Below are 16624 nucleotides of genomic sequence, written 5' to 3'. Positions count from 1 at the left end.
TGTTCACACTTTTCCTGGAATTGCTCCAGCATCCACGGAGTTCTCATGCGCATCTTCACCGCCTCGCTGGCGACGGAAACCAACACCTTCTCGCCGGTGCCAACCGACAGGGCCTCGTTCGAGATGGCGTTCTATGCCGGACCCGGCAAGCATCCGGAGACACCGACGCTGTGTTCCTCGCCGATGGTCGCCCTGCGCCGGCGCGCGGCGACCGAAGGCCTGACCGTCATCGAGGGCACCGCCACCTGGGCGGAGCCCGGCGGCCTGGTGCAGCGGCAGACCTACGAGGCGCTGCGCGACGAGATTCTCGGCCAGCTCAAGGCGGCACTGCCGGTCGATGCCGTCATTCTTGGCCTGCATGGCGCCATGGTGGCGCAAGGCTATGACGATTGCGAAGGCGACCTACTCGAGCGCATCCGCAAGATGGTGGGTCCGAAGGTGGTGATCGCCTCTGAGTTCGATCCGCACAGCCATCTGACACCAAAGCGTGTCGCCGCGTCAGACATCATGGCCTACTTCCTAGAGTTCCCGCATACCGATTTCTACGAGCGTGGCGAACATGTCGTCGAGCTTGGCCTCGCCGCGGCCCGTGGTGAGATCAGACCTGTCATCTCGACCTTCGACTGCCGCATGATCCAGGTGCTGCCAACCAGCCGCGAGCCGATGCGCTCCTTCGTCGACCGCATCAAGGCGCTGCACGGCAGGAATGGCGTGCTGTCGGTCTCGATCGTCCACGGCTTCATGGCAGCAGACGTGGCCGAAATGGGCACGCGCATCCTGGTCGTCACCGACAACGACAAGGCCAAGGGCGATGCGCTGGCGGAACGGCTGGGGCGAGAACTCTACGCGCTGCGCGAAGAGACGGCGATGACGATGTTGAGCGCCGCTGACGGCATCGATCGGGCGCTGGCCGTGCGCGCTGAAAACCCAGGCAAGCCGGTGGTCGTCGCCGACATCTGGGACAATCCCGGCGGCGGTGTGCCGGGCGACGGCACCGTCGTGCTGCGCCAGATGCTGGCGCGCGGGCTGAACACCATCGGCGTTGCAACAATCTGGGATCCGATCGCGGTGACCTTCTGCCTGGCGGCAGGCGAAGGTGCCGTCATCGACCTGCGTTTCGGCGGCAAGGCCGGCCCGCAGGCCGGCGAGCCGATCGACGCGCGGGTGCGGGTGCTGAAGGCCGTTCGGGAGGGCTGGCAGAGTTTCGGGCCAAGCCGGGTGACGCTCGGGCCGACGGCGCTGGTGCGTATCGAAGGCACCGAGGTCGACATCATCCTCAACACCAATCGCACGCAGACCTTCGAACCGGATATCTTTTCCAACATCGGTGTCGATCCGATGGCCAAGGATATCTTGCTGATCAAGTCGACCAATCATTTCTATGCCGGCTTCGAGCCGATCGCCGCCGAGATCATCTATGTCTCGGCGCCGAGTTCGTATCCGAGCAATCCGGCGGTGACCGATTACAAGAAGCTGACGCGGCCGGTGTGGCCTAGGGTGGCGGACCCGTGGGCGGTATAGAGCCGGGATAAGGGTTTGCCATTGTTGCGACCGTGCGCGGCCTGTCCTTCTCCCCCAGGGGGAGAAGGAAGAAGCAGGCGCTACACCAGCCCGCGCTTGACCATCATCGCATGGGGCGACGGCATCTTGCCGCGAAACGCTGTGTAGAGCTCTTCGGGGTCCTTCGAGCCGCCGGCGGCATAGATGTTCTTCCTCAGCTTCTCGGCGAGACCGGGGTTGAAGGGGTCGCCGGTCTCCTCGAAGGCGGCGAAGGCGTCGGCGTCGAGCACTTCCGACCACATGTAGGAGTAATAGCCAGCCGAATAACCGTCGCCGGAGAACACATGGCCGAAATGTGGAGTGCGATGACGCATCGCGATAGTGTCCGGCATGTCGAGCTTATCAAGCGTTTCGGCTTCGAAACGAAGTGGCGATTCTGGCGCATCCGGCCGCGCGTGATAGGCCATGTCGATCAGCGCCGAAGAGGTGAATTCGACCGTGGCGAAGCCGGCGCCAAAGGTGCGCGCCGCCAGCATCTTGTCGAGCAGCGCCTTGGGCATCGGCTTGCCGGTCTTCACATGCAGCGCGTGCTTTTCCAGAACCGCCGGCACCGTCAGCCAGTGTTCGTAGAGCTGCGAGGGCAATTCGACGAAATCGCGGCTGACCGAGGTGCCGGAAACCGACGGCCAGGTGACGTCGGTCAGCATGCCGTGCAGCGCGTGGCCAAATTCATGGAACAACGTTCTCGCCTCGTCGACCGACAGCAAGGCCGGCTCGCCGGCCGGCGGCTTGGCGAAGTTCATGATGTTGTAGATCACCGGTTTCGACCCGTGGCCAAGCTTGTACCCGGACTTGAGCGCGCTCATCCAGGCGCCGGAGCGCTTTGACGGCCGCGCGAAATAGTCGGCGAGGAACAGGCCGCGCTCGCTGCCATCGGCATTTTTCACCACGAAGACGCGTGCGTCCGGATGCCATACGGCAATGCCTTGCTTTTCCTCGAAGGTGATGCCGAACAGCCTTGTCGCCACGTCGAAGCAGGCGTCGATGACGCGGTCTAGCTGCAGATAGGGTTTGAGTTCGGCCTCATCGAAGGCGAACTTTTCGGCGCGCAGCTTCTCCTGGTAGAAGCGCCAGTCCCAGGCGGCGAATGTCTCGTTGCTGCCGGCCTCCGTCGCCAGCCGCTGCAGTTCGCTCTGGTCGGCGGCGGCCCTTTCCACTGCCTTCTCCCAGACCGGATCGAGCAGCGCATGCACTGCCTTCGGCGTCTTGGCCATGGTGTCGTCGAGCTTCAGCGCGGCAAACGAGCCGTAGCCGAGCAGCTTTGCCTTTTCGGCGCGCAGCTTCAGCATGTCGCGCACAACAATTGTGTTGTCGGTGGCGCCGCCATTCTGGCCGCGCATGGTGAAGGCGCGGAAGGCGATCTCGCGCAGGTCGCGGCGTTCCGAGAAGGTCGTGAACGGCTCGTAGATCGAACGCGACAGGGTGACCGCATAGCGGCTCTTCTGGCCGCGCATCTCGGCGGCTTCGGCCATCGAGCTTTTCAGGAAGTCCGGCAGACCGGCAAGATCAGTCGCGTCGAGGAACAGCGCCCAGTCGCGCTCGTCGGCAAGCACGTTCTGGCCGAAATTCGTGCCAAGCGACGACAATTCCTCGTTGATCTTTGCCAGCCGCTTCTTGCCGTCGACGTCGAGCTTCGCGCCGGAGCGAACAAACCCCTTCCAGGTCTTCTCCAGCACCCGCAGCGTCTCGGCATCGAGCTTCAGGCTTTCCCGGCGATGGTAGAGGTCGTCGATGCGGGCGAACAGCCGCTCGTTCATCGAGATTGCCGAGAAATGCCTGGACATTTTTGGCGAGATGTCGCGCTCCAGTGCCTGGAACGTCTCATTGGTGTGGGCGCCGGCGCGGCACCAGAAGATCGACGAGACACGGTCGAGTGCCTCGCCACCGAGTTCCAGCGCCTGCAGCGTGTTGTCGATGGTCGGCGCCTCCTTGTTGCCGGCGATCGCCTCGATCTCCGCCTCATGCGCCTGCAATGCCGCGTCGAAGGCCGGAGCAAAATCGTCGTCGCCAATGCGGGTGAAATCGGGCAGGCCGAGCGGCCCTTGCCACGCGGTCAGCGGATGGATGGCGAGGTCGACGACTTTCGTGGAATGCATGGACAATCTTTCCTTGGTGAAGGCAGGCCGGGCGCCGGTGAAGGCGGTGGGCAGGGTGAGTTGGTACCGATGTAGGGCGCAGGTTTACCGCGCGCAACAGTGCCACCGGTCAGGTTTTCGTCAGTAACCGTCGCAATTCTCGGCGATCGCCGCTTGCGAGCTCGCGGTGATGCGATTGTCGGTCACCGCGAAGGTTTCCTGCATCAGCATGTCGTTGTTGGGAAAATCATAGCAGGCGATCACGGTGGTGACGCCGCCTTCGCTTTTTTCGATCCGGTGCCGGATCTCCGCACCCGCGACGGCGCCTTGCCATTCATCGATCGAGGCGATGAATTCCTGCTTGCTCTGCACGATGCCGAGGTCGTCCAGCTTGATGCGGACGTCGTCGGCGAGCAGGTCGGACAGTTCAGTGCGGTCGGCGACCAGGAGGGCCGAATACCATCGGCTGATGATGGCGCCATCGTCGGCATGGACTGGAATGATCGAAAACAGCAACGCTGCCGCGACGAAAGTGATCGAACGGCGATCTCCCATCATGTGCTGCCTCCGTCTTCCTATCGGCTATCAGCTACCCGAAGAGCCGGTTGTCACCTTTCGCTGGCGCGTTCCTTCGGTTCTGGATCATGTGTCTATGCCAACTCCGGTCGTTCGAAATCGCCGGTCTCCTTGTTCATCACCCAGAGTTCGCCGGTCGAAATGTCGAACCAGGCGCCGTGCAGCGACAGCCGCCCCTTGCCTTCGAGGATCGAGACGCAAGGAAAGGTCCTGAGATTGGCGATGGAATAGCGGATCGAAATGCGCTCCAGCGCGGTCTGGCGCTCCGACGCCGTCATGAAGGTGCTGGAGGACACGGTCTCGGCCGCTGGTGCGATGAGGCTCATCCATTTGCCGATGAAGTCGCCGGGAGACAGTGGTGCGGACGTGGTGTCGAGCGCTGCGCGGATGCCGCCGCAGCGACCATGGCCCATGACGACGATGTTCTTGACCTTGAGGCTCTGCACGGCGAATTCGAGTGCGGCAGAGGTCGAATGGAACTCGCCGTCCGGCGCGTAAGGCGGCACCAGATTGCCGACATTGCGCAGCACGAAGAGTTCGCCGGGGCCGGCGTCGAAGATCGCTTCGGGGGCCGCGCGGGAGTCGCAGCAGGCGACGATCATGGTTTCGGGTGCCTGGCCTTCGCGGGCAAGCTCGCGATAACGTCCGCTCTCGGTGAGATAGCGGCCGCTCATGAAACTGCGGTAGCCAGCGAGAAGATGGTCGGGGAGATGGGGCATGGGCGGCGTCTGGAGCCTTTCCGGGTTGGATGCGGCAGCTCGTTGCGGTCTAGAGCGGGTCACCGTTTCACGGAAACGTCGAACCGCTCTATCTGTTTTGCTTTGGCGCAATTCCGAACGGAAAACCGCTTCACACTTTTCCTAGAATTGCTCCAGAGAGCCTCTAACGGCAAAAGCCTGTTGCGGGCAATGCCGAATTGCAGATGGCTGCCCGCCAATCGCCATGCAAGACGCATGGCTTGAGCTATTGGGTTCACGCCCAGATGGCGACGGGGATGCCAAAACCGTCGCGGCCCGGCGGGTCGGGAAATGGCCGTGCCTCAGCGCCGGCAATGCGACCGGCAATCAGCATCATCGCCGCCGCATCGAGAAAATCATCGGCGGCGGCACCGCGCGGCGGCGGCTGATCGAGAAAGCCCATCTCATAGCCGTGCCGGCTCAGCAGCGCCCTTCGTTCCGCCATGCCGGCCGGATTGATGCTGCCCTTGATCTTCTTCGGCAGCTGCATGGCCTGACCGCCGTTTAGCCGGCAGAAAGCGACTTCCGGATGCGATTCGAAGATGCGGCCACGCAATTCGGGCCGGGCGATGAGCAAGGCGTCGATCTCGCGGATCTTGGCAAAAATGCCGAACGCCTGGATCGAAACGCCGCGCGGCGGGTCTGATGTGGTCATGGCCACCTCGCTTGCCCGGCGATGCGCGGCATACCAGGCTTCGATGGTGGTGAAGTCGCCCGTATCGGCATAGAGCGCAGCGCGGGACGGGATCGAAAAGACGCTGGACTGCCGTTGCCCGAGCAATGGCCGCACCAGCGCTTCCGGGCCGCGCCCGCCTCTGCTTGAAAACTCGGGCAGACCGATCGGCATGTCGACGGCGAGAACCGCGTCGACTGGCAGTGATGCAAGCAGGGCTGTGAAGCTTGCAAAGACATTGACAGAGGGTGTCGAACCGGGGCTACGAGGGATCGAGCCGGGGCTACGAGGGATCGAGCCGGGATCGCGCCGCACGGCGATCCAGCCGGCCTTGCAGCCGTCGACGCCGACGGTCACGACGGTCGTGGCCAGGGTCACGCCCGCCGGTCCCTCCCCGGATGCGTGAGGTGGCGAAGCTGCACCATCGCCATCGGGTTCGCCAGGCTCTGCGCATCGGTTTCGAGCTGCAGTTCGTCGCCGCCGCGCTTGGCGGTGCGCGCCAGGATCTCGTAGACCGCCGCCGTGGTCGACTGCAGCGCCCTGATCGCCGGCTGGCCGGACAGGATGCGCGCCAGGTAGACGGCCGCCGTCAGGTCGCCGAGACCGTTCGGCGGCTTGTCGATGAGGCGGTGCTCGGCCAGCAGCACCTGGTTGCCGTCGAGCAGCAGGTTGCCCGTGCCACCGGTCATCAGCGACGGCGCCGAGGTGACCAGCATGGTCGATGGCCCGGCGTGAAGGGCGGCCGCGATTACCGATTTCAGGTCGGGCAAGGGTGCGCCGGCCATCCATTCCAGTTCGTACCGGTTGGGGGTGGCGATGTCGGCGATCGGCATCAGCCGATCACGCATGGCGGCAGCAGTCGGTTCCGGCACGTAGAGGCCACCCGAATCGCCCATCACCGGGTCGCAGATATAGACGGCGTCAGGCGTCTTTGCCTTCACCGCGGCGACCAGCGAGGCGACGGCCTCGGCCTGGCCGGCCTCGCCGAGATAGCCGGACAGCACGGCGCCGACTTCACCCAGCCACGGCGCACGCTCGAGATCGGCCATCAGCGCCTTGAACTGGTCGAGCGGCGGCACGATCCGCGTCGCCCGCCCATGACCAGGATGCCAGGGCAGGATGATCGTCGGCACCGCCCACACCGGAAAGCCCAGTGTTTCCAGCGCAAAGACAGCCGCGCGGTTGCCGACCGAGCCGCGCGCGACATGGCTGGAAATGACGATGACCGCACGCGGCGCGTCGGTTTGTTCGGCACTCATTGTTCTTTGATTCCTAACTGCCCCGGATGACGTAAAGCACGAGCCAGACCATCAGGCCCAGCGTCAGCAGCAGGCCGAGTGTGCGGCCAATGCGCGTGCCCCAGACTTCGATCGGGTCGGCACGGTCGGCATCGGCCGCGGTGACGTGGTCGCGCATGCCTTTGGTGCTGCGCGCAACAAACGAATTGCCGGCCGGATCCGTCTCGCGCGCGATGCGCTCGAGGATACGGCGCGATTCCCTCTCGCTGTCCTGGCGGTCCGCCATGATGATGTCCCGTTTCGTCAAGACCTTATCGCGTTCGCGCGGCCAATCACAGGGCCTTGCAACGGCACCGGGCGTGCCAGGCAAGCGGCCGCCGGTCGGGCGGTTTTCTTGCCCGCTGATTGTGGTAATGCTTCGCATGCAACTTCTACCGAGGGATCCCATCATGTTTGCCCAGCGCCTTGCTCCACCATCCATGTTCCGCACGCTGCCCGCCTTCCTGATGATGGCGATCGTGCTGCCGCTGCTGGCCGGCTGCGGTTACAACACCATCCCGACGGCGGAGGAAAACGCCAAGGCGGCATGGAGCGAGGTGCTGAACCAGTATCAGCGCCGCGCCGACCTCATCCCCAACCTGGTCGAGACGGTCAAGGGCTATGCCTCGCACGAAAAGGACACGCTCGATGCGGTGGTCGAGGCCCGCGCCAAGGCAACGCAGATAACGGTGACGCCGGAAACGCTGAAGGATCCCGAAGCCCTCAAGAAGTTCCAGGATGCCCAGGCAGGGCTGACCAGCGCGCTGTCGCGGCTGATCGCGGTATCGGAGGCCTATCCCGACCTCAAGGCCAACCAGAATTTCCTGGCGTTGCAGGCACAGCTCGAAGGCACCGAAAACCGCATCGCGGTGGCACGGCGCGACTACATCCAGGCGGTCAAGGACTACAATCTGACGCTGAAGACCTTCCCCTCGGTGCTGTGGGCGACCTTCTGGTTCCGCAGCAACCAGCCCTTCGCCAACTTCACCATCGACGATGACAAGCTGCAGACGCCGAAGGTCGATTTCGGCACCAAGCAGGGCGGGTGAGGGGCCTAAGCCAACAAACCTTCCGATACCGAATCCTGACGAGACGGACCGTAGGCGTGTCCACACCCCCCTCTGTCCTGCCGGACATCTCCCCCTCAAGGGGGGAGATCGGCCGCCACCAAGGTTTTCGCCAATCCCAGTTGGACAGATGGCGCGGTCAACGAAACTGCCAATCTCCCCCCTTGAGGGGGAGATGTCCGGCAGGACAGAGGGGGGCGCGACGGATCGCCAACCTTGCTTTGCTGTACGCCATTCTAGGCCTCCTCTTCCTCCCGTTCACCGCCTTCGCCGCCGACCTGCCTGCCCTGACAGGCCGCGTCGTCGACAATGCCGGCATCATCGACCCCGCCACCAAGGCGGCGTTGACGCAGAAGCTTGCCGACTTCGAGACAAAAGGCTCCGACCAGATCGTCGTCGCCACCATCAACAGTCTCGACGGCGAGGAGATCGAGCCCTACGCCAACCGGCTGTTCCGCTTCTGGAAACTCGGCCAAGCGAAGGAAAACAACGGCGTCCTGCTGCTGGTGGCCAAGGACGACCACAAGATGCGCATCGAGGTCGGCTACGGCCTGGAAGGCACGCTGACCGACCTGCACACCAAGCTGATCATCGAAAACGACATGGTGCCGGCGTTCCGCGCCGGCGATTTCTCCGGCGGCATCAGCAAGGCCGTCGACGACATGGTTATGGTGCTGGAAGGCAATCCGGAGGAACTGGTGGCGCGTGGCGAGCGCAACCAGCAGGCGCCGTTCAATTCCGACGACCTGTTCTTCGCCGTCTTCATCAGCATCTGGGCGATCATCTTCTTCGGCAGCATCGCGGTCTCCGTCCTGCCGCCGATCTTTGGCCAGAAGCTTGGTCCCGGCCGCTACCGCTGGCTCGGCATGACCTTCGAGCCACACCGGCGGTCGTCTGGTGGCGGCTGGTCGTCGGGAAGCTCTGGCGGCGGCTGGTCTTCAGGCGGTGGCGGTGGCGGCTTTTCCGGCGGCGGCGGTTCGTCCGGCGGCGGCGGCTCCTCGGGAAGCTGGTGATGGCATGACAACACGCACCGTCAGCCTGTCGAGACCCTGCCGGTTCGCCGCGGCAGTCCTGGTGGCCATGGCGGCGCTATTCGTCGGGTTCACGGCCCTCGCCGCCGAGCTGCCGGCGCTGACGGGCCGTGTCGTCGACAATGCCGGCATTATCGATCCCGCCACCGAGGCGGCGCTGACGCAGAAACTCGCCGATTTCGAGACAAAAGGCTCCGACCAGATCGTCGTCGCCACCATCAACAGTCTCGACGGGGAGGAGATCGAGCCCTACGCCAACCGGCTGTTCCGCTTCTGGAAACTCGGCCAGGCCGGCGAGAACAATGGTGTGCTTTTGCTGGTGGCCAAGAGCGACCACAAGATGCGCATCGAGGTCGGCTATGGGCTGGAAGGCACACTGACCGACCTGCACACCAAGCTGATCATCGAAAACGACATGGTGCCGGCCTTCCGCGCCGGCGACTTCTCCGGCGGCATCAGCAAGGCCGTCGACGACATGGTCATGGTGCTGGAAGGCAATCCGGAGGAGCTGGAGGCGCGCGGTCAGCGCAATCCCGCCCATAACAGCATGCCCATCGACCCCATCGTCGCGGTGTTCCTGATCCTGTGGGGCACAATGTTCTTCGGCGGGTTGGCGATGGCGTTCCTGCCGCCGACGTTCGGCACAAAGCTGTCGCCGGGCGTGTACAAATGGCTGGGCATGACGTTTCGTTACGGCCGCGGACCAAGCGGATCCTCGGGCAGCAGCTGGACAACGGGTTCGTCGTCGGGCAGCGGCTGGTCATCGGGAAGTTCCGGTGGCGGGTGGTCGTCCGGCTCAAGCAGCGGCGGCGGGTTTTCGGGTGGCGGTGGCTCATCCGGTGGTGGCGGTTCTTCAGGAAGCTGGTGAGACAAGATCATGGCGACACGACCGATCAGCCCGGAAGATCATGAGCGCATCGCCACTGCGATCCGCGCCGCCGAAACCAGGACCGATGGCGAGATCTACTGCGTCATGGCGCATGCCAGCGACGGCTATTTCTTCCCGGCCGCCTTCATGGCGACGGCAGGCATGCTGATCGTCAGCCTTGCCGTTGGTTATGGGCTGGAGGCCTGGTGGCTGTCGATCCGGCTGCCGCATTTCGTTATCGCCCAGCTGCTGGCGCTGGCCTGCGTGCTGGCCTTGTTGTGGGCGCTGCCCGGCCTGCGCATCCATCTGGTACCAAGGCGGATGCGTTATCAGGCGGCGCACGCCAATGCGATCAAGCAGTTCCTCGCCCGCAACGTCCACCGCACCGCGGCGCGCACCGGCGTGCTGGTGTTCGTCTCGATCGCCGAACGCTACGCCGAGGTGGTCGCCGATTCGGGCATCGATGCCAAAGTCGGCCAGCATGTCTGGGATGGCGTGGTGCGCGACTTGACCGCGCATGCCGGCGACGACCGGCTTGCCGATGGCTTCATCAAAGCGATCGAAACGGTGGGCGCGGTGCTGGCCGAGCATTTCCCGGTCACGTCGGGCGATACCAACGAACTCGACGACCATCTCGTCGAGATCTGAGAGCCTGCCTGCAAACGCTACTCAGCCGGACGCCTGGCGCGGCTTTCTGCGCTTCCGATGCTCACGGACCTGCAAGTCCGCTGCGCTTCGGTTCTCGAAAACCACGCCATCCATCTCGGCTGAACGCGTTTTCAGACAGGCTCTCGCCGATGTCACCGACGCGATGATCGTCTGTGAGAAAGCGGTCGGCGGGCCGCGCTGACTCTTGCAATCGGGCAATGCGGGTTTATGGTTAAGAAATCATGAATACGCTGACGATCGACATAAGGAAGGCCGAACCGAGCGACGCAGGCGCCATCGCCGAGGTGCACCTGCAGGCCTGGCGCGGCGCCTATTCCGGCATCATTCCACATCGCACGCTGACATCGATGATCAACCGCCGTGGCGCCGATTGGTGGGCGAATGCCATCCGCCGCGCCGCCACCGTGCTGGTTGTCGAAATCGGCGGAAAGATCGCCGGCTATGCCACGATCGGCAAGAACCGGGCCCGGGAACTCAAGCAGCAAGGCGAAATCTACGAATTGTACCTGCGCCCGGAATACCAGGGTATCGGGCTCGGCAGCCGTTTGTTCGCGGCAGCCAAGGCGCGTCTGGCCGATCACGGGCTGAAGGGCATGGTGGTGTGGGCGCTGGAAGACAACCAGAACGCGCTCGCCTTCTACGCCGGCGCCGGCGGCCGTGATGTTGCCGAGGGTGTCGAAATCTTCGAGCAGAAGGCGCTCAAGAAGGTCGCTTTCGTCTGGGAGTGACGGCCCGGCCTTTCGGCCACTATCCACCTGACCCTACCCAGCACCATTCGCCGCATTGCGCCGCCGCGCCTCGCCCGCTATCGATCTTTCATCGATAAGAGGGACAAAGCCATGCGCATTGAAGCCATAGCCAGCGGAAAGAATCCGCCTGAGGACGTCAACGTCATCATCGAGGTGCCGATCGGCGGCGAGCCGATCAAATACGAGATGGACAAGGAGGCCGGCACGCTGTTCGTCGACCGCTTCCTCCACACCTCGATGCGCTACCCCGGCAATTACGGCTTCGTGCCGCACACGCTGTCGGGCGACGGTGATCCGATCGACGTGCTGGTCTGCAACACCCGTGCGCTGGTGCCGGGCTGCGTCATCAATGTCAGGCCGATCGGCGTGCTGATCATGGAAGACAATGCCGGCCAGGACGAAAAGATCATCGCCGTGCCGTCACCAAAGCTGACGCTGCGCTACGAGAATGTCACAGAGTACACGCAGTTGCCCGACATCACGCGCCAGCAGGTGCAGCACTTCTTCGAGCACTACAAGGATCTCGAGCCCGGCAAATGGGTCAAGATCGAAGGCTGGCACGATTCCAAATATGCCAAGAAGATGATCCTCGAGGCGATCGCGCGGGCCAAGGCCAGCAAGTAGCCCGACAGGTCAGTTATCGACGCGGCCGAAAGCCGGCACGTTGCCGATGACGGTGTGCCGGTCCTTGCCGCAGGCGAACGTCCGCGCTTTGTCGTCTGCCAGTTTGCGCGCCTGATCGTTGGCGGCGGGATTGCCGGTGGCCAGCACCAGGCCGACCGTGCAGCCATCGCGGGCGTCCATCTGGCCGACCTTGGCGACGAGCAGCACCTCGGTCGGCTTGTTTTCATCGTCCGGGTTGCTGATCGAGCGGCGGTGGATCGCGGCAAAGGGCACAGCCTTGTCGCCCGTGGTTTCGATGCGCCACTCGATCCTGGCGCCGGATGAATTGAAGCCGGAGAAACTCTCCCAAACCGATGTCATGTCACTGCCGGGCGGAAAGCCATAAAACAGCGATTCGCGCGCGTCGTCATAGGCGATGAGCACGGGGTAGCCGCGATAGCCCGAACAGGCGAGATCGGCCCAGTCGCCGTCGCCTTCTTCGGCCTGCGCGTAGGTCACGCAATCCTTCTTCCAATCGAGATCGGTATAGGCGCTAGATATATCGCTGGCCTGCGCAGCCTGGCAGAAACCGACCAAGACGAACGGGATCAGAAGAGCGCGCATCGCCGACAATCTCCGTTGCAAGCCATCGCAGCGTAGCGTCAAACGCTATTTCTTCAAGCTCGCTTCAATCAGCAGATCGGCGTTGCGAGCGACCGATTGCGCCGGGCCGCCGAGCCCGAACAGCTGGCCGCTGATATAGGCGCCTTCGATCAGCAGCAGCAGGCCGTCGCCCAAGGTGTCGGCGTCTTGCGCGCCCATCGCAGCCGCCATGCCGCGCAGGCGGCGGCGCAATTCCTGCTTGTTGGCTTCGCTGACCACGCGGGCCGGATGACTGTGTTCGGGATATTCGACCGCCGCATTGGTCATGCCGCAGCCGCGATAGTCCGCCACTTGCGTGCGTTTGCCGATGCGGGTCAGGAAAGCCTTGATCTGCGCGCGCGGGTCGCCGGGATGGGCCGCGACCGCCTCATCGAAACGCTCCCAGTATTCCTGGTCGTACTGCCTGAGATAGGAGGCCGCCAGCTCATCCTTGGAGGGAAAGCTGCGATAGAGGCTGGGCTTGGTGACGCCGGCGCGCTTGACGATCTCGTCGACGCCGATCGCCCTGATGCCGCGCCGGTAGAACAGCTCGTAGGCCACGTCGAGGATCTTCTTGGCGGCCTTCGGTGGCGCCGATGCATGACCGTCGCTGATGGTCAGTTCAATATTTTTGTCCGTTGGCATCATGGAACTCGATTGACAATGTTACCGATCGGTACGTATACCTTCTCCCATCTGAAACGTACCGGTCAGTAACATGATAGCTCAATCCCGTCCGTTTGGCCAGCGCTACGCTTTCGTCGTGGTTGGCGTCATCTTCCTCTGCCTGCTGGTCGCGGCCGGCCTGCGCTCGGCGCCCGCCGTCATGATGCTGCCGTTGGAGAACAGTTTCGGCTGGCGCCGCGACATCGTTTCGCTGGCCGCCGGTGTCGGCATCCTGCTCTACGGCCTGACCGGGCCGTTCGCCGCCGCCCTGATGGAGCGGATCGGGCTGCGCCGCACGCTGCTTGCCTCGCTGGTGGTGATGTCAGGCTCGACCGCACTCAGCCTCTTGATGACCAAGCCCTGGCATCTGTTCATCACCTGGGGCGTGTTCTCGGGCATTGGTTCCGGCGCTGTTGCCAGCGTGCTCGGCGCCACCATCGTCAACCGCTGGTTCAAGACCAATCGTGGCCTTGTCATGGGGCTGATGTCGGCCTCCAGTGCCTCAGGCATGCTGGTGTTCCTGCCGCTGATCGCCTCGCTGGCACAGTCGGGCGGCTGGCAGCCGGTTGTCATCGCCGTTTCGATCGCCACCGCTGCTCTGGTGCCGCTGGTCTGGCTGCTGGTGCCGGAGCGGCCGGCTTCGATCGGCATGGTGCGCTATGGTGCCGCGGCCGACGATGTGCCGCCGGTGTCACCGGCATCGCAGGGCAATTTCCTCGCCCACACGTTCTCGACGCTGCGCCGCGCCGCCGGCACGCGCGTGTTCTGGTATCTGTTCGCCACCTTCTTCGTCTGCGGTTTCACCACCAACGGACTGGTCGGCACGCATCTGATCGCCTTCTGCGGCGACATGGGCATCGGCGAGGTGCAGGCCGCCGGCCTGCTGTCGATGATGGGCATTTTCGACCTGATCGGCACGACGCTGTCGGGCTGGCTCACCGACCGTTTCGACCCGCGCAAGCTGCTCGGCGTCTATTATGGGATCCGTGGCCTGTCGCTGATCTACCTGCCCTATTCCGGCTTCTCGGCAACCAGCCTGATCATCTTCGCGGTGCTCTACGGCCTCGACTGGATCGCCACCGTGCCGCCGACGCTGAGGCTCGCCAACGAGGCGTTCGGCGATCGCAGCGGTCCGATCGTGTTCGGCTGGATCGTCGCTGGACATCAGATCGGCGCGGCTGCTGCCGCAGCCTTCGGCGGCACGATGCGCGAGCTTCAGGGCAATTACGAGCTGGCCTTCATGATCGCCGGCATGACGGCAATCGCCGCCGCCTGTATCTCGCTGTTGATCAACACCAGCCGACCGGCCTTCGATCCGGAACCGCAAGCGGCTTAAGGCGACTGGGTGCGGCTCTCCCTTCTCCCCCTGGAGATAAGGGGAGAACGTGCCCAGCCTGTTGGCTGTTATCAAACCTTCATGGTTTGGAGATGCGCCTGAAACATTGAGGTTGGACCTTGGTGGCACCGTTCACGCCATCCAGGAGACAGCCATGAACAAGCTCTCGATGACCCGCCGTGCTTTCGTCACCTCGGCCAGCGCCGCTGGCCTGGTTGGCGTATCAGGCCTGGCAATGCCATACTATTCACGCGCCAGCCAGCGCCCGGCCTTCACCCATGGCGTCCAGTCAGGCGATGTCGACGCCACCAGCGGCATGGTGTGGACGCGCACGGATCGGCCGTCGCGCGTCATGTTCGAAGTGTCGTCGACCGAAAGTTTCACTGATGCCGTCCGCCTGGCGCCGCTCGATACCTCGCCGGCCAGCGACTATACGGTCAAGCGTCTGCTCACCGACCTCGCTTCCGACCAGGACATCTTCTATCGCATGACGGCAGCCGATCTCGCCGACATCAATGTGGTTTCCGAGCCGATCACCGGCCGCTTCCGCACCGCGCCTGCCTCCAGGCGCGACATCAAGTTCGCCTGGTCGGGCGACACCGCCGGCCAGGGCTGGGGTATCGACGAGACCGGCATGAAGACCTACGCCACGATCGGCAAGCACACGCCCGACTTCTTCCTGCATTCGGGCGACACAATCTATGCCGACGGCGCCATGAAGGACGAGGTCGACCTGCCCGGGGGCGGCAAGTGGAAGAACGTCGTGCTGATCGACGGCAAGCGCAAGGTCGCCGAGACGCTGGACGAATACCGCGATCAGTGGAAATACAACATGATGGACAAGAACGTGCTGGGCCTCAGCGCTATCTGCCCGACATTCTACCAGTGGGACGACCACGAAGTGCTGAACAACTGGTCGGATTCGAAGGATCTCAGTGCCGACAACCGCTACACGGAGAAATCCATCCATGTGCTGGCGGCACGCGCGGCGCGTGCGTTCCATGAAATGACGACGATCCGCTACGAACCGTCCGAGCCGGGCCGCGTCTATCGCAAGATTGCCTATGGGCCGCTGCTCGACGTGTTCTTCCTCGACATGCGTTCTTATCGCGGCCCCAACGGTCCGGACATGCAAGACGAGATGACGCCGCAATCGCGCATGCTCGGCGAACAACAGACGAAATGGCTGAAGCGCGAACTGGCAAATTCGAAGGCGACCTGGAAAATCATCGCCGCCGACATGCCGCTCGGCCTCGTCGTCTGGGACGATGGCGCCAAGAAGGTCGGCGCGGAAGCGGTCAGCAATGGCGACAACGGCCCGGCCAAGGGACGCGAGCTCGAGATTGCCGACCTTTTGCGTTTCATCAAGAACGCTGGGATCAGCAACACCGTCTGGCTGACCGCCGACGTGCATTACACCGCCGCGCACTACTACAATCCCGACAAGGCGCAGTTCCAGGATTTCAATCCGTTCTGGGAATTCGTCTCGGGCCCGATCCATGCAGGCACGTTCGGCCCGAACGATTTCGACATGACCTTCGGTCCGGAGCTGAAATTCATCAAGGCGCCAACCGCCGAGCAAGGCCAGAACCTGCCGCCGTCGGCCGGCCTGCAATTCTTCGGGCTGGTCGATATCAATGGCGCCAGCGAGCAGATGACGGTGCGGCTGATGGATCGCGACGACAACGAACTCTACAAGGTCACGCTCGACCCGGTGCGGTCGGCGTAAGCCGACCTTCGTCATCGCTGGGATAACGACCGCTGCCGGCGGTCGTCAGTCGGGATAGCAGACCATCGGGACGTTCGGCCAGACGGCGGTGTCGCAGTTGGCGGCGTCCTGCCTCTGCTTGAAGGCGGCGCTGACCGGGCCGGTCACCATCGGGTCGACTCCGTCGGGTGCGTCGGCAAAGACCTGCTCGGCGGATGGCGCAACGATTGGCAAGGCAGGCCGCGCTTCCTTCTGCGTCGCGGCCGACTGCGCGGCGTTGGCCGCCAGCAGGACGGCAAAGGCAGCGGACGCGATGAGCGGCCAAAATCGGTTGAGTTTATCGGTCATGACGTTCGAACTGTCCGGGCCTCGAAAGGTTCCCGCCTT

General features: G+C 63.7%; 18 protein-coding genes. 9 read left to right on the top strand and 9 right to left on the bottom strand.

The features are described 5' to 3' along the window. Nucleotides 1–45: 45 nt before the first annotated feature. Entirely contained in the window at nucleotides 46–1521 is a 1476-nt protein-coding gene (locus tag AC1DZP_RS03140) for a M81 family metallopeptidase (RefSeq protein ID WP_477300100.1), read from the top strand. Nucleotides 1522–1601: 80 nt separating this feature from the next. On the opposite strand, the gene AC1DZP_RS03135 is transcribed toward AC1DZP_RS03140, so the two are convergent. The 6 genes from AC1DZP_RS03135 to AC1DZP_RS03110 all read right to left on the bottom strand — a co-directional run bounded on the left by AC1DZP_RS03135 (nucleotide 1602) and on the right by AC1DZP_RS03110 (nucleotide 7145). Next, nucleotides 1602–3656, bottom strand: coding sequence for a M3 family metallopeptidase (locus AC1DZP_RS03135; protein ID WP_477300099.1), 2055 nt, complete (start codon nucleotides 3654–3656; stop codon nucleotides 1602–1604). A gap of 120 nt (nucleotides 3657–3776) precedes the next feature. After that, nucleotides 3777–4190 (bottom strand): nuclear transport factor 2 family protein, encoded by a 414-nt coding sequence (locus AC1DZP_RS03130; RefSeq protein WP_477227832.1) that lies wholly within the window; start codon nucleotides 4188–4190, stop codon nucleotides 3777–3779. Nucleotides 4191–4285: 95 nt separating this feature from the next. After that, nucleotides 4286–4930 (bottom strand): carbonic anhydrase, encoded by a 645-nt coding sequence (locus tag AC1DZP_RS03125; protein ID WP_457150622.1) that lies wholly within the window; start codon nucleotides 4928–4930, stop codon nucleotides 4286–4288. A 253-nt stretch (nucleotides 4931–5183) separates the two neighbouring features. After that, nucleotides 5184–5999: a DUF429 domain-containing protein gene (locus AC1DZP_RS03120; RefSeq protein ID WP_477300098.1), complete on the bottom strand. Its 816-nt coding sequence runs from the start codon at nucleotides 5997–5999 to the stop codon at nucleotides 5184–5186. Continuing rightward, nucleotides 5996–6880 carry a pyridoxal kinase PdxY gene (pdxY, locus tag AC1DZP_RS03115; RefSeq protein ID WP_477300097.1) on the bottom strand — a complete coding sequence of 295 codons (885 nt, stop codon included), beginning with the start codon at nucleotides 6878–6880 and terminating at the stop codon, nucleotides 5996–5998. The genes AC1DZP_RS03120 and pdxY overlap by 4 nt, the downstream gene beginning before the upstream one ends. A gap of 13 nt (nucleotides 6881–6893) precedes the next feature. Continuing rightward, nucleotides 6894–7145: a hypothetical protein gene (locus tag AC1DZP_RS03110; RefSeq protein ID WP_477284649.1), complete on the bottom strand. Its 252-nt coding sequence runs from the start codon at nucleotides 7143–7145 to the stop codon at nucleotides 6894–6896. 163 nt (nucleotides 7146–7308) lie between these two features. On the opposite strand from AC1DZP_RS03110, the gene AC1DZP_RS03105 reads away from it, so the two are divergent. The 6 genes from AC1DZP_RS03105 (at nucleotide 7309) to ppa (ending at nucleotide 11906) form a co-directional block, all read left to right on the top strand. Then, complete coding sequence (locus AC1DZP_RS03105; protein ID WP_095084414.1) at nucleotides 7309–7947, top strand: LemA family protein; 639 nt, start codon at nucleotides 7309–7311, stop codon at nucleotides 7945–7947. 182 nt (nucleotides 7948–8129) lie between these two features. Beyond that, nucleotides 8130–8978, top strand: a complete 849-nt coding sequence (locus AC1DZP_RS03100; RefSeq protein WP_477300096.1) for a TPM domain-containing protein — start codon at nucleotides 8130–8132, stop codon at nucleotides 8976–8978. A gap of 4 nt (nucleotides 8979–8982) precedes the next feature. Further along, nucleotides 8983–9864 (top strand): TPM domain-containing protein, encoded by an 882-nt coding sequence (locus AC1DZP_RS03095; RefSeq protein WP_477300095.1) that lies wholly within the window; start codon nucleotides 8983–8985, stop codon nucleotides 9862–9864. A 9-nt stretch (nucleotides 9865–9873) separates the two neighbouring features. After that, the gene (locus AC1DZP_RS03090) at nucleotides 9874–10512 is read left to right on the top strand and encodes a TPM domain-containing protein (protein ID WP_477300094.1); all 639 of its coding nucleotides are present in this window, start codon (nucleotides 9874–9876) and stop codon (nucleotides 10510–10512) included. A gap of 242 nt (nucleotides 10513–10754) precedes the next feature. Continuing rightward, on the top strand, nucleotides 10755–11261 hold the full coding sequence (locus tag AC1DZP_RS03085; RefSeq protein ID WP_477300093.1) for an N-acetyltransferase family protein: 507 nt from the start codon (nucleotides 10755–10757) through the stop codon (nucleotides 11259–11261). Between the two features lie 111 nt (nucleotides 11262–11372). Further along, nucleotides 11373–11906 carry an inorganic diphosphatase gene (gene ppa / locus AC1DZP_RS03080; protein ID WP_457150615.1) on the top strand — a complete coding sequence of 178 codons (534 nt, stop codon included), beginning with the start codon at nucleotides 11373–11375 and terminating at the stop codon, nucleotides 11904–11906. Nucleotides 11907–11915: 9 nt separating this feature from the next. Here the strand turns inward: ppa and AC1DZP_RS03075 are convergent, their stop codons facing one another. Together AC1DZP_RS03075 and AC1DZP_RS03070 are read right to left on the bottom strand one after the other, a co-directional pair. Beyond that, a complete protein-coding gene (locus tag AC1DZP_RS03075) occupies nucleotides 11916–12509 on the bottom strand; it encodes a hypothetical protein (RefSeq protein WP_477300092.1) in 594 nt (197 codons plus the stop codon). Nucleotides 12510–12554: 45 nt separating this feature from the next. Further along, on the bottom strand, nucleotides 12555–13172 hold the full coding sequence (locus tag AC1DZP_RS03070; protein WP_477300091.1) for a TetR/AcrR family transcriptional regulator: 618 nt from the start codon (nucleotides 13170–13172) through the stop codon (nucleotides 12555–12557). Between the two features lie 73 nt (nucleotides 13173–13245). Between AC1DZP_RS03070 and AC1DZP_RS03065 the strand changes: the two genes are divergently transcribed. Continuing rightward, the gene (locus tag AC1DZP_RS03065; protein WP_095084143.1) at nucleotides 13246–14529 is read left to right on the top strand and encodes an MFS transporter; all 1284 of its coding nucleotides are present in this window, start codon (nucleotides 13246–13248) and stop codon (nucleotides 14527–14529) included. 154 nt (nucleotides 14530–14683) lie between these two features. Then, nucleotides 14684–16258 carry an alkaline phosphatase D family protein gene (locus AC1DZP_RS03060; protein WP_477300090.1) on the top strand — a complete coding sequence of 525 codons (1575 nt, stop codon included), beginning with the start codon at nucleotides 14684–14686 and terminating at the stop codon, nucleotides 16256–16258. Nucleotides 16259–16303: 45 nt separating this feature from the next. On the opposite strand, the gene AC1DZP_RS03055 is transcribed toward AC1DZP_RS03060, so the two are convergent. Then, a complete protein-coding gene (locus tag AC1DZP_RS03055; protein WP_477300089.1) occupies nucleotides 16304–16585 on the bottom strand; it encodes a hypothetical protein in 282 nt (93 codons plus the stop codon). Between the last annotated feature and the right edge of the window lie 39 nt (nucleotides 16586–16624).

This window comes from Mesorhizobium sp. P2_F8 (genome assembly GCF_056403655.1).
The sequence above is the reverse complement of the archived record's forward strand: the minus strand, read 5'-3'. Positions and strand labels throughout refer to the sequence as shown.

Excerpts from the sequence above, each read along its gene's own strand:
- AC1DZP_RS03140 (WP_477300100.1), top strand. The coding sequence starts at position 46 with ATGCGCATCTTCACCGCCTCGCTGGCGACGGAAACCAACACCTTCTCG.
- AC1DZP_RS03135 (WP_477300099.1), bottom strand. The coding sequence starts at position 3,656 with ATGCATTCCACGAAAGTCGTCGACCTCGCCATCCATCCGCTGACCGCG.
- AC1DZP_RS03130 (WP_477227832.1), bottom strand. The coding sequence starts at position 4,190 with ATGGGAGATCGCCGTTCGATCACTTTCGTCGCGGCAGCGTTGCTGTTT.
- AC1DZP_RS03125 (WP_457150622.1), bottom strand. The coding sequence starts at position 4,930 with ATGCCCCATCTCCCCGACCATCTTCTCGCTGGCTACCGCAGTTTCATG.
- pdxY (WP_477300097.1), bottom strand. The coding sequence starts at position 6,880 with ATGAGTGCCGAACAAACCGACGCGCCGCGTGCGGTCATCGTCATTTCC.
- AC1DZP_RS03110 (WP_477284649.1), bottom strand. The coding sequence starts at position 7,145 with ATGGCGGACCGCCAGGACAGCGAGAGGGAATCGCGCCGTATCCTCGAG.
- AC1DZP_RS03105 (WP_095084414.1), top strand. The coding sequence starts at position 7,309 with ATGTTTGCCCAGCGCCTTGCTCCACCATCCATGTTCCGCACGCTGCCC.
- AC1DZP_RS03095 (WP_477300095.1), top strand. The coding sequence starts at position 8,983 with ATGACAACACGCACCGTCAGCCTGTCGAGACCCTGCCGGTTCGCCGCG.
- AC1DZP_RS03090 (WP_477300094.1), top strand. The coding sequence starts at position 9,874 with ATGGCGACACGACCGATCAGCCCGGAAGATCATGAGCGCATCGCCACT.
- AC1DZP_RS03085 (WP_477300093.1), top strand. The coding sequence starts at position 10,755 with ATGAATACGCTGACGATCGACATAAGGAAGGCCGAACCGAGCGACGCA.
- ppa (WP_457150615.1), top strand. The coding sequence starts at position 11,373 with ATGCGCATTGAAGCCATAGCCAGCGGAAAGAATCCGCCTGAGGACGTC.
- AC1DZP_RS03075 (WP_477300092.1), bottom strand. The coding sequence starts at position 12,509 with ATGCGCGCTCTTCTGATCCCGTTCGTCTTGGTCGGTTTCTGCCAGGCT.
- AC1DZP_RS03070 (WP_477300091.1), bottom strand. The coding sequence starts at position 13,172 with ATGCCAACGGACAAAAATATTGAACTGACCATCAGCGACGGTCATGCA.
- AC1DZP_RS03065 (WP_095084143.1), top strand. The coding sequence starts at position 13,246 with ATGATAGCTCAATCCCGTCCGTTTGGCCAGCGCTACGCTTTCGTCGTG.
- AC1DZP_RS03060 (WP_477300090.1), top strand. The coding sequence starts at position 14,684 with ATGAACAAGCTCTCGATGACCCGCCGTGCTTTCGTCACCTCGGCCAGC.
- AC1DZP_RS03055 (WP_477300089.1), bottom strand. The coding sequence starts at position 16,585 with ATGACCGATAAACTCAACCGATTTTGGCCGCTCATCGCGTCCGCTGCC.